At 73.7% G+C, this 11,063-nt stretch carries 8 protein-coding genes; 4 read left to right on the forward strand and 4 right to left on the reverse strand.

The window, feature by feature from the left end; translation table 11 throughout:
• Window positions 1–248: 248 nt before the first annotated feature.
• Window positions 249–3,518, reverse strand: coding sequence for a bifunctional lysylphosphatidylglycerol synthetase/lysine--tRNA ligase LysX (gene lysX / locus AC069R_RS24250; RefSeq protein ID WP_478768909.1), 3,270 nt, complete (start codon window positions 3,516–3,518; stop codon window positions 249–251).
• Between the two features lie 103 nt (window positions 3,519–3,621).
• Between lysX and AC069R_RS24255 the strand changes: the two genes are divergently transcribed.
• A complete protein-coding gene (locus tag AC069R_RS24255; RefSeq protein WP_397982767.1) occupies window positions 3,622–4,092 on the forward strand; it encodes a universal stress protein in 471 nt (156 codons plus the stop codon).
• Here the strand turns inward: AC069R_RS24255 and AC069R_RS24260 are convergent.
• On the reverse strand, window positions 4,028–5,287 hold the full coding sequence (locus AC069R_RS24260; RefSeq protein WP_478768910.1) for an MFS transporter: 1,260 nt from the start codon (window positions 5,285–5,287) through the stop codon (window positions 4,028–4,030). The genes AC069R_RS24255 and AC069R_RS24260 overlap by 65 nt on opposite strands.
• 121 nt (window positions 5,288–5,408) lie before the next feature.
• On the opposite strand from AC069R_RS24260, the gene AC069R_RS24265 reads away from it, so the two are divergent.
• Both AC069R_RS24265 and AC069R_RS24270 read left to right on the forward strand, forming a co-directional pair.
• Window positions 5,409–6,356 (forward strand): LysR family transcriptional regulator, encoded by a 948-nt coding sequence (locus tag AC069R_RS24265; RefSeq protein WP_478768911.1) that lies wholly within the window; start codon window positions 5,409–5,411, stop codon window positions 6,354–6,356.
• A 51-nt stretch (window positions 6,357–6,407) separates the two neighbouring features.
• The gene (locus AC069R_RS24270) at window positions 6,408–7,829 is read left to right on the forward strand and encodes an amino acid permease (RefSeq protein WP_478768912.1); all 1,422 of its coding nucleotides are present in this window, start codon (window positions 6,408–6,410) and stop codon (window positions 7,827–7,829) included.
• On the opposite strand, the gene AC069R_RS24275 is transcribed toward AC069R_RS24270, so the two are convergent.
• Window positions 7,830–8,957, reverse strand: coding sequence for a CapA family protein (locus AC069R_RS24275; RefSeq protein WP_478768913.1), 1,128 nt, complete (start codon window positions 8,955–8,957; stop codon window positions 7,830–7,832).
• Window positions 8,958–9,463: 506 nt separating this feature from the next.
• Here AC069R_RS24275 and AC069R_RS24280 point away from each other — a divergent pair.
• Window positions 9,464–9,982, forward strand: coding sequence for a hypothetical protein (locus AC069R_RS24280; protein WP_478768914.1), 519 nt, complete (start codon window positions 9,464–9,466; stop codon window positions 9,980–9,982).
• Between the two features lie 105 nt (window positions 9,983–10,087).
• On the opposite strand, the gene AC069R_RS24285 is transcribed toward AC069R_RS24280, so the two are convergent.
• Window positions 10,088–10,951, reverse strand: coding sequence for an Fpg/Nei family DNA glycosylase (locus AC069R_RS24285; RefSeq protein ID WP_478768915.1), 864 nt, complete (start codon window positions 10,949–10,951; stop codon window positions 10,088–10,090).
• Window positions 10,952–11,063 lie beyond the last annotated feature (112 nt).

Here is an 11,063-nt window from a genome sequence, read left to right on the forward strand (position 1 = left end):
GTCGCCCCACAAGGCGTCGGCGCACCGCAACGGCGCGGCATGCGGGCGGTATTTCCACCCGGTCGGACCAGCGGGAGCGACCGGGGGCGCCCGCGTGGAACCCGCCGGAGGCGGCTCTTGCGGTCTTTCGGCCGGCACGGCAACGGGCAGGGCCGCCAGGCGAGTTGGCCCGGCGGCCTCGCCCGCCCCGGTGCCGGCGGCCGGGGCGGGCGGCCGGGGCGGGCGCCGGATGGGTCCGTGGCCGCGGCTCAGCGGCGGCGCACCAGCGGGAACGGCAGGGTCTCCCGGATCGGGAGGCCGGTGAGGAACATGACGAGCCGGTCGACGCCGAGGCCGAGGCCGCCGGTCGGGGGCATCGCGTAGTCGAGGGCCTGGAGGAAGTCCTCGTCCAGCTCCATGGCCTCCGGGTCCCCGCCGGCCGCCCGCAGCGACTGCTCGGTGAGCCTGCGGCGTTGTTCGACCGGGTCGGTCAACTCGGAGTAGGCGGTGCCCAGTTCCATGCCGAAGGCGACGAGGTCCCAGCGTTCGGCGAGCCGGGGGTCGGCGCGGTGCTGCCGGGTCAGCGGGGAGACGGCGGTCGGGAAGTCCTTGTAGAAGGTGGGGAGTCGGGTGCGCGCCTCGACCAGCCGCTCGTACATCTCCAGGACGACGTCGGCGGGTCCGTCGTCCGCCGTGTACGGCACCGAGGCGCGGTCGCACAGCCGGTGCAGGCGCAGCAGTTCGGTGCCGGGGCCGATCTCCTCGCCGAGCGCCTCGGACAGGGCGCCGTACACGGTCTGCACCGGCCAGCGCCCGGAGATGTCGTACTCCTCGCTGCCCCTGCGGGCCACCGGGGCGCCGTGGGCGGCGACGGCGGCGCCCTGGATCAGTTCGCGGGCGAGGTCGAGCATCACGTCGTAGTCGGCGTACGCCTGGTACGCCTCCAGCATGGTGAACTCGGGGTTGTGCTTGGGTGAGGCGCCCTCGTTGCGGAAGGTGCGGCCGAGTTCGAAGACCTTCTCCAGGCCGCCGACGCACAGGCGTTTGAGGTACAGCTCGGGGGCGATGCGCAGATACAGGTCGAGGTCGTAGGCGTTGCTGTGGGTGGTGAAGGGGCGGGCGTTGGCGCCGCCGTGGATCTGCTGGAGCACCGGGGTCTCGACCTCGACGTAGCCGCGGCTCAGCAGCCCTTGGCGCAGGGCTCCCACGGCGGCGGAGCGGGCGCGCAGCACGGCGCGGGCGGCGGGCCGGGTGACCAGGTCGAGGTGGCGCAGCCGGACCCTGGCCTCCGGGTCGGTCAGGCCCCGGCGCTTGTCGGGCAGCGGGCGCAGGCACTTGCCGGTGAGCTGCCAGGCGGTGGCGAAGACGGTGGGCTCACCCCGGTCGCTGAGGCCGCTCTCGCCGGTGACGGTGATGTGGTCGCCGATGTCGGCGTCGGCGGTGAAGCGGCGCAGCGCGGGGCCGCAGCGGTCGCGGGTGAGGGCGATCTGGTGGTCGCCGGACCAGTCGCGCAGCACGGCGAAGACGATGCCGCCGAGGTCGCGGACGAGCATGATCCGCCCGGCGACGGTGACCTGCTCGCCGGGCGGGACGTCGGCGAGGGCGTGGGTCGGGGGGCGGACGCCGACGGGGTAGGGGTCGGTGCCCTGGGCGCGCAGCCGGTCCAGCGTCCGGCGGCGGACCCGGACCTGGTCGGGCAGGCCCGCGTCCGGTGCGGCGGGCGCGGCGCCGGTGCCGGGGGCGGTCGCGGGCGCGAGCTGCGGGGCCGGGGGCGCCGGCCGCGGGCCACTCGCGCGGTGCCCCTTCCTCCACAGGGTGCGCAGCGAGGGTACGGAGACGAAGCCCTCGGCGATGCCGGAGGCCAGGCCGATGCGGGCGAGGGAGGCGGTCTCGCCGTAGCAGATGAAGCGCGGGTACCACTCGGGGTGGTACTTGGCGTTGGAGCGGTACAGGGCCTCCAGCTGCCACCAGCGGGAGAAGAACAGCAGCATTCGGCGCCACAGCCGCAGGACGGGCCCGGCGCCGATGCGGGCGCCCTCCTCGAAGACGGAGCGGAAGACGGCGAAGTTCAGGGAGATCCTGCGGATGCCCAACTTGGGTGCGGCCTCGCACAGTTCGGCGACCATGAACTCCACCACGCCGTTGGGCGCGGCGCGGTCGCGGCGCATCAGGTCCAGGGAGACGCCGTCGGTGCCCCAGGGCACGAAGGAGAGCAGCGCGAGGAGCCGGCGGTCCTCGCCGCAGGCCTCGACGAGCAGGCAGTCGCCGTCGGCGGGGTCGCCGAGCCGGTCCAGGGCCATGGAGAAGCCGCGCTCGGTCTCGGTGTCGCGCCAGGCGTCCGCCTTGTCGACGATCTCCTCCATCTCCCGTTCGCCGAGCGCGGCGTGGCGGCGGATGCGGCAGGTGGCGCCGGTGCGGCGGACCCGGTGCACGGCCTGCCGGGTGACGCGCATGTCCCGGCCGTCCAGGTCGAACCCGGCGACGTGCAGGATCGCCTCGTCGCCGAGCTGGAGGGCGCCGAGCCCCGCGCGGGCGTAGGCGCGGGCGCCGTCCTCGGAGGCGCCCATCACGGCGGGCGCCCAGGCGTAGCGGCGGGCGAGGTCCAGCCAGGCGGCGATGGCGTGCGGCCAGGCCTCCGGGTCGCCGACCGGGTCGCCGCTGGCCAGGCACACCCCGGCCTCGACGCGGTAGGTGACGGCGGCCTTGCCGCTGGGCGAGAAGACGACGGCCTTGTCGCGGCGGGTGGCGAAGTAGCCGAGGGAGTCGCGGTCGCCGTACGCCTTGAGCAGGGTGCGGATGCGGGCCTCCTCGTCGCCGTGCAGGGCGGCCTCCAGGCGCTGTGAACGGAACAGCGCGGCGGCGGCGTTGAGCAGGGCGAGGGCGCCGAGCAGGCCGAGCACGAAGGTGACCTCGCGGGGCGGGTGTCCGGAGAAGGAGCTGCTGGAGACCAGGCCGCCGCAGACCCGGTCGGCGGCCCAGGCCAGGTGCTCGTCGGCCGGCAGGGTGCCCGGGAACAGCAGGACCAGGCCCCAGCCGAGCAGGATGGCGGCGGCGAGCCCGGCGAGCAGGACGGCGAGGGCCCGCCACACCGCGCCGCGGCGGGAGGCGGCGTAGAACTCGCGGCGGGCGACGAGCAGCAGGATCAGCAGCAGGCCGCAGGGGATCAGGGAGGGCAGCGACTGGGCGTACAGGCCGAGGGCGAGACCGAGCGCGTCGGTGAGGACGAGCAGGCCGAGATAGACGACGACCAGCCACCAGGCGATCTTCTTGCGGGCGGCGGTGGCCCCGGCCAGCAGGAACAGGAAGACCGCGTAGGCGAGGTTGGCGCTGATGGGGACCAGCAGCAGGTCGATGCCCCGGACGAGCGGACGCAGCAGCCGGCGCAACGGCTCGATCAGGGCGATCGCCGCGCACAGCAACCCCAGCCCGGCGAACAGCCCTCCGAAGGCCTCGGGCACCCATCCAAGCCGCCCACCGCCGTGCGGGGGACGCGCCCCCGTACCGTCCCTGCGCGCGGCGGGCTCCGCGGTGGCGGTCATGGTTCCGACTGTAGGGAGGGGGGCGGGGGATGCGCGCGTCGAGGTGTGGTCCGGGCGCGTCCCGCCGGTCCACGGCAGGCGGCCGTTCCGATAGCCTCGGGGCGTGACGGAGCAGCACGAAGAGCACGCCCAGCGGTTCGAGCGGGGCACGGACGGGCCGAAGGTGATCCTGGTCGGGGTGGACGGCTCCGACTCCTCGATGCGGGCCGCCGCGTACGCCGGCGGTCTGGCCCGGCGGCAGCACGCGCTGCTCGCGGTGGTGTACGTGCAGCCGGTGCTGGCGGCCGGGGCGGCGCTCGGGGCGCCGGTGATGGAGACCGCCGACGAGATCGCCGAGGATCTGGTGACGCAGATCCGGGAGGCGGCCGAGCGGGTCCGCGGGATATTCGAGGTGCGCTGGGAGTTCCACACCTTCCGCGGCGACCCCTACGCCGGACTGGTGACGGCCGCCGAGCAGCTGAAGGCGGACGCCGTGGTGGTGGGCGCCTCGGAGCAGGCCGGGCACCGGATCATCGGGTCGGTGGCGGTGCGGCTGGTGAAGGCGGGACGCTGGCCGGTGACGGTCGTTCCGTAGCCTCGCGGGGCTCGCGCAGGAGCAGCAGCGGGGTGGCGAGCAGCAGGACGCCGGCGGCGGCGATGGCGGTGCGCGGGCCGGTGAGGCCCGCCAGCAGCCCCCACAGGGCGGTCAGGGCGGCGGTGGTGGCCTTGCCGGAGACCGACCAGGCGGACAGGGTGCGGGCGACCCGGTCGTCGGGGGTGCGCTCCAGGCGGCGGGTGGCGTACACCGGGCTGTAGACGGCCGAGCAGGTGATCACCCCGAACTCCAGGACCATCACCAGCAGCAGACCGGGCACTCCGGGCCGGACGAAGGCCAGCCCCACGGGCCAGACGACGCGCAGGGCGCTCGCGGCGCGCAGCACCGCCTGCTGTCCGTACCGGGCGACCAGCGGGCGCGCCAGCCGTGCGCCGAGGAGCCCGCCGAGGCAGGGCACGGCGAAGGCGAGGCCGTACTGCCAGGGGGTGAAGCCGAGCGGGCCGAGCATCAGGACGGCCAGCTGGGGTGCGGCGACCATGATCAGGGCGTTGGCGGCGAGGTTGTTGAGGAACAGGGGCCGCAGGGCGGGGCTGGTGAGGATGTGCCGCCAGCCCTCGACGAGGTCGGCGGCGCGCAGGCGTCCGGTGCCGGCGGCTGCGGGGCCCGGCTCGCCGGCGCCGACGGCCCGCAGGCCGAGGGCGGACAGCAGGAAGCTGACGGCGTTCGCGAGGACGGTCGTCACGGGTCCGAACAGGCCGATCGCGGCGCCGCCCAGGGGCGGTCCGAGGACGAGGGCGGTCCAGTTCGTGGACTCGAACCGGGCGTTCGCGGTGAGCAGCCGGCCGGCGGGCAGGAGCGTCTTCAGGAAGGCGCCCGAGGCAGCGTTGAAGGTGATGTCGGCGGCGGCGACGATCACGGAGACGGCGAGCAGCTGGCCGAGGCCGAGGCCGCCGAGGGCGTAGGCGGCGGGGAGGGTCAGCAGCGCGGCGCAGCGGACGAGGTCCATGGCGATCATCACCGGCCGCTTGCGCCGGAACTCCACCCAGGGGCCGAGCGGCACCGCCAGTACGGCGCCCACGGCGGGCCCGGTGGCGGCGAGCAGGGCCACCTCGGCGGGCCCGGCGTGCAGCGCGATGACCGCGATCACCGAGAACGCGTCGAAGGCGAGATAGGTGCCGAGCGCACTCACCGTGTACGCGGCCCACAGCCACCCGAACCGCCGACCCAGCTTCATGCACAACCTCCCGTTGACCGGGGACATGAAAACCACCAGGTGGGCCGCGTATCAAACAACCGGGGCGGTACCCGCCACAACCAGAGGTTGTACGGCGTCGGGCGGTGGCTACGATGACGGGGTGGACCTCAAGGCCGTACGCACCTTCGTCGCCGTGGCCGACACCGGGCAGTTCCAGGAGGCGTCGGCGGTTCTCGGCATCACCCAGCAGGCCGTGTCCAAGCGGATCGCGGCGCTGGAGAAGGAGTTGGGGGTACCGCTGTTCACGCGGACGGCGCGCGGGGCGCGGCCGACCATCGACGGGCAGGCGTTCCTGCCGCACGCCCGCGAGCTGCTGCTGGCCGAGGAGCGGGCCGCGGCCTCGGTGCGGCCCGGCCGGCGGGCGCTGCGCGTCGACGTGGTCGGGGCCCGGCTCGGCCCGGCGGGGCTGCTGCGCGACTTCCACCGGGCGCATCCGGAGACGGCCCTGGACGTGGTGACCCTGTTCGACGCGGACACGGCCGTGGCCGCCGTCCGCGCGGGCACCATCGACGCGACCTTCCGGGCGGTCGGCACCCGGCTGCCCGAGGGTCTGCGGGCGGCGCGGGTCTTCGACGAGCCGGTGCAGCTGCTGACCGGCCCGCGGCATCCGCTGGCCGGGGCCCGCTCGGTGACCCCGGCGCAGCTGGCGGGGCACCGGATCTGGATGCCGGGCCTGGTGGCCGGCACCGAGTGGGCCGCCTATTACGCGGCGCTGGCCGCCGAGTTCGGGCTCAGCATCGACTCGGTGGGCCCCGACTTCGGCTCGGAGGCGCTGCTCGACACGGTCGCGGACTCCGCGTCGCTGGCCACGCTGGTCGCCGAGGGCATCCGGCTGGTCTGGCCGCAGGGCCACGATCTGCGGCGGATCCCGCTCACCGACCCGACACCGGTCTATCCGCACTCCCTGGTGTGGCAGGCGGCGAACGCGCATCCGGGGCTCGCCGCGCTGCGCGCCCATCTCGCCGAGCGGCCGCCCGCCCGCCCGTCCTCGCGTGCGTGGACCCCGGCCTGGGCCGTGCGTGGCGCCTTCCCAGCACGGCGCCCCTGAGCCATCATGATCCGCCGTCAGCCGTTTGCCGTCGGCGAAGAGGTGAGGCGTATGGCAAGACTCCGCGCGGGTGAGGGCATTCTCCGCCGCAAACCCATCGAGCACATCGAGGACACGGAGGTCGGCGAGGGGCCCCGGCTGGAGCGGTCCCTCGGGCTGTGGCAGCTCACCGCGATCGGCGTCGGCGGCATCATCGGCGCCGGGATCTTCACCCTCGCCGGTACGGTCGCCAACGGCACGGCCGGGCCCGCGGTGCTGGTGTCCTTCCTGATCGCCGGGGCGGCGAGCGCGTGCGCGGCGCTGTCGTACGCCGAGTTCGCGGGGCTGATCCCGAAGGCGGGCTCGGCGTACACCTACGGCTACGCGGTGCTCGGCGAGTTCGCGGGCTGGTTCATCGGCTGGGACCTGCTCCTGGAGTACACGGCGATCGTGGCGGTGGTCGCGATCGGCATCTCCGGCTACTTCGGCTTCCTGGTCGAACAGCTGGGCGCGAAGCTGCCGCACTGGATGATGGGCGCGCCCGGCACCGGCGCCGGGCACCGGGTGGACCTGTTCGCGGTGCTGCTCTGCCTGCTGATCGCCTGGCTGCTCAACCTCGGCATCCGCAGCGCGGCCCGCTTCGAGACGATCGTGGTCGCGGTGAAGGTGCTGGTGGTGCTGCTGGTGATCGGGGTCGGGGTGTTCCACATCGACAAGGCGAACTACCACCCGTTCTTCCCCTACGGGATCGGCGGCGCCTTCACGGGCGCGGCCACGGTGTTCTTCGCGGTGTTCGGCTACGACGCGATGTCGACGGCCGCCGAGGAGTCGAAGGACGCGCAGCGGCACATGCCGAGGGCGATCATCTACTCGCTGATCATCGCCATGGTGCTGTACGTGGCGGCCTGCCTGGTGCTGACCGGTATGCAGAACTACAAGCACATCGACAAGGAGAGCGGGTTCAGCACGGCGTTCAAGTCGGTGGGCCTCGACGCCCTCGCGGACGTGATTGCGGTGGGCGCCATCATCGGCATCCTCACCGTGATGTTCACGTTCATGCTGGGCGTGACCCGTGTGTGGTTCTCGATGTCGCGGGACGGGCTGCTGCCCCGCTGGTTCGCCAGGACGCATCCGACGCGGCATGTGCCGACGCGGGTGACCTGGATCGTCGGGGCGGCCTCCGCGCTCATCGCCGGGTTCCTGCCGATCGGCGAGGCCGCCGAGCTGACCAACATCGGGATCCTGCTGGCGTTCGTGGTGGTGTGCGTGGCGGTGATCGTGCTGCGCAGGCGGCGCCCGGACCTGCCGCGCGCCTTCCGCACGCCCTGGGTGCCGTTCGTGCCCGCGCTGGGTGTCGTCTTCTCGGTCTGGCTGATCACCTTCCTCCAGTGGCAGACCTGGGTGCGGTTCGCGGTGTGGTTCGCGCTCGGCTGCCTGGTCTACTTCACCTACTCCTACAAGCGTTCGGCGCTGGCCGAGCGGCACACCGGCTGATCACTCCCCCATGACCAGGCCGTCGGCGGCGGCGCCCCGGCTGAGTACCACCTCCCGGATCCGGTCGCGGACCCCGGCGAGGTCGGCCCCACCGGCGACGGCCCGGTCCACGTCGACGACGCGCCCGGCGTCGAGGTCGTACATCTGCGGCACGAACTCGGCCCGCGTCACCCGCCAGCGCTCGCCGGGGCGCGCGGGCGGGGCGAAGGTGAAGCGGGCGAGGGTGGACTCGTCGCCGCGCGGGTCGCGGGAGCCGTCGCCGCCGTCCAGTTCACCGGGGATCTGGTCGCCGAGGCCGTAGACCACCCAGGTGCCGTTGACCTTCTCGTACGGCTGCGGGACATGGGTGTGGGAGCCGAGGATCAGGTCGATGTCCGGGCGCCGGCCGTCGGCGGAGGCGGTCAGCCGGTGGGCGAGCGCGGTCTGGTCCTCGGTGGGGGCGTCGTCGCCGCCCGTGCCCCAGTGCAGGGAGACGACGACCACGTCGGCGCCGGCCTTGCGGGCGGCGCGGGCGTCGCCGATGATCCGGTCGGCGTCGACCGGCGCGAGCGCCCAGGGCTGCCCGTCCGGCAGCGGCTGCTCGGTGCCGAAGGTGTACGACAGCTGCGCGACCTCGGCGGAACCGGCCCGGTACCGGGCCGGGCGCCGGGACTCCTCGGCGCTGCGGGCGGTGCCGGTGTGCGCGAGGCCCGCCGCGTCCAGGGTGTCCAGGGTGCCCCGGATGCCGTCGGCGCCGTTGTCCAGGGCGTGTTCGGAGGCGGTGGCGCAGCCGTCGTAGCCGGTCAGGGCGAGGTCCTGGGCGAGCTGCGGCGGGAACAGCGGGGCCGCGCCGCCGGCGCCGTCCTCCAGGTGGCACAGCGCCAGATCGGCGCCGTGGACGAGGGGTTCGACGCCGAAGAGCATGGGCCGGAAGTCGTAGCCGCCGCCGGAGGCGTCCGAGGAGGCGCGTTCGAGGACGGCGGGGTGGGTGAGGATGTCGCCGGTGGCGACGAGGGTGAAGCTGCGCGCCACGGGCGGCCCGGCGGCGCCGCCGCGGACGGGGTCCTGGCGGACCTGCTGGGCGCAGGCGGCCGCCGCCGTGAGGACGGCGGTCAGGGCCAGGGCCACCTGGTGTCTGCGTCCGATCATCGGCTCACCCCTCGGATCTGCGTCGGTACGTCAGTACGGCTGTCGTATTTACCGACCTTGCCGTGACGGGCCTATGGGTATGAAGCCGACTCTCCGTCCAAACGGTGCGGGTCCTCTCATTGACCCATCCGGTGCCCCGACGGGTCGCCGGTACGGCCGGATCGCCCCTCCCGCGTGGACGGCTGTGAAGACTCTCACGCCCCGCCACCGTGACGCGCCGGCCCTCGCGTACATCCGTGGGACCGGTGGGGCGCGAGCGGCGCGCGCCCTCGCCATTCCGCCCGGTACCGTGAGGTCTCCGGGCATACGACGTGCTCTGCACCCCCTTGGAAAGCCGCCGGATGACGCGGCCGACCTGGACTGAAACCGGGAGCCAGGTCAAACCTCGGCAAAGCGCCTTGCTGTGGGCCCCGTTGGGCAATGGGCTGTCCTCATCCGTGTTCCGGGCGAGGGCGGGTCACCGGGGATCGGGCGACCGTACGCACCGGAGGAAGGGCAGGAAGGAAATGCCGCACACAGGTCACGAGGGCACCGACGGCGCGGACGGCGCCGGCGGTGGTGAACTGGTCGTCCCCATGGCGTGGTTGTACGCCGAGTACATCGCCGACGAGCTGCTGCGCACCGGCGATCTGATGCCGCCGACGTCCTTCGAGTTCCGGGCGGGCCGGGACGCGCTGGCGCTGACCGTCTTCCTGTCCGACACCGAGGGGGAGCTGTCCGGCATCCGGGTGATCTCCCAGCTGGACAACTGGCTGTCGCTGACCGCCTGCGACCATCCGTGGCAGGACTGGGTACGCGCCCGCATGGCCGACCTGACCGCGCGGGCCGCCGGTGTTCCGTCACCCGATCTGGCCCTCGCCCAGGATGCCTGGCGCTGGCTGGAGGAGACCGAACTGCTGGCCACCGACCTGGACGCGGTACCGGGCCGCGGCGCGCCGTCCGAGGACGAGGACGGCCCGAAGGTGTGGACCCCGGCGTGGCAACTGGGGCTGCCGCTCGGCCACTTGGCGATCCATCTGTTCTGAGACCGGGGGTTTTGAAGCCGACGGTCTTTAAGCCGGGGGTGCTGAAGCCGTAGGCGCTGAAGCCGGGGGCGCGCCGACCGCTTTCGGGACGGCCGCCCGGCCCCCTCACTTCAGCAGGCGGGACAGTCTGCGGTCCGCGAGGGGCTTGCCGCCGGTCTGGCAGGTGGGGCAGTACTGGAGGGAGGAGTCGCTGAAGGAGACCTCGCGGATGGTGTCGCCGCAGACCGGGCAGGGTTCGCCGGTGCGGCCGTGGACCCGCAGGCCGCTCTTCTTCTCGGACTTCAGACGCCCCGCCGCCACGCCACGGGACCGCTCGACCGCCTCGGTCAGCGTGCCGCGCAGCGCCTCGTACAGGTGGTGGGTCTCCTCCGGGGTGAGGGAGGCGGCGAGCTTGAAGGGGGACATCTTCGCGGCGTGCAGGATCTCGTCGCTGTAGGCATTGCCGACGCCCGCGATCAGGGACTGGTCCCGCAGGGCGCCCTTGAGCTGCCGTCGCTCGCCCTTGAGGAGCGCGGCGAAGCGTGCCTCGTCGAAGTCGGCGGCGAGCGGGTCGGGGCCGAGGCGGGCGATGCCGGGCACCTGCGCCGGATCGCGGACCACGTACACCGCGAGGCGCTTTTGCGTGCCGGCCTCGGTGAGGTCGAAGCCCTCGCCGGTCTCCAGCGCCACCCGCAGCGCGAGCGGGCCCTTGCCCGGCTTGGGCGGTCCGTCCGGCAGCCGGTCCTTCCACTGGAGCCAGCCGCCGCGCGCCAGATGCGTCACCAGGTGCAGCCCGCCGTCCGCCGCGAGGTCCAGGAACTTGCCGTGCCTGCGCACCCCGGTGACGCGGGCGCCCTCAAGGGCGGTGACGGGAGGGTCGTACGTCTTCAGCACGCTGACGGCGACCGGCAGCACCCGCGCCACCCGCAGGCCCACCAGGTGCTCGGTGAGGAAATCCGTCAGCGCTTCCACCTCGGGCAGTTCCGGCATACGTCCAGAGTGCCACCCGGCACTGACATTGATGCTGATACTCGGGTTCCGGCGGTTGTGACCCGGGCACTGACTGACGCCCTGCTGGGCTGTCTTCGCGTTGGTCTGTCCG

The sequence above is a fragment of the Streptomyces sp. NPDC043952 genome (assembly GCF_056435325.1).

Excerpts from the sequence above, each read along its gene's own strand:
- lysX (WP_478768909.1), bottom strand. The coding sequence starts at position 3,518 with ATGACCGCCACCGCGGAGCCCGCCGCGCGCAGGGACGGTACGGGGGCG.
- AC069R_RS24260 (WP_478768910.1), bottom strand. The coding sequence starts at position 5,287 with ATGAAGCTGGGTCGGCGGTTCGGGTGGCTGTGGGCCGCGTACACGGTG.
- AC069R_RS24270 (WP_478768912.1), top strand. The coding sequence starts at position 6,408 with ATGGCAAGACTCCGCGCGGGTGAGGGCATTCTCCGCCGCAAACCCATC.
- AC069R_RS24275 (WP_478768913.1), bottom strand. The coding sequence starts at position 8,957 with ATGATCGGACGCAGACACCAGGTGGCCCTGGCCCTGACCGCCGTCCTC.
- AC069R_RS24280 (WP_478768914.1), top strand. The coding sequence starts at position 9,464 with ATGCCGCACACAGGTCACGAGGGCACCGACGGCGCGGACGGCGCCGGC.
- AC069R_RS24285 (WP_478768915.1), bottom strand. The coding sequence starts at position 10,951 with ATGCCGGAACTGCCCGAGGTGGAAGCGCTGACGGATTTCCTCACCGAG.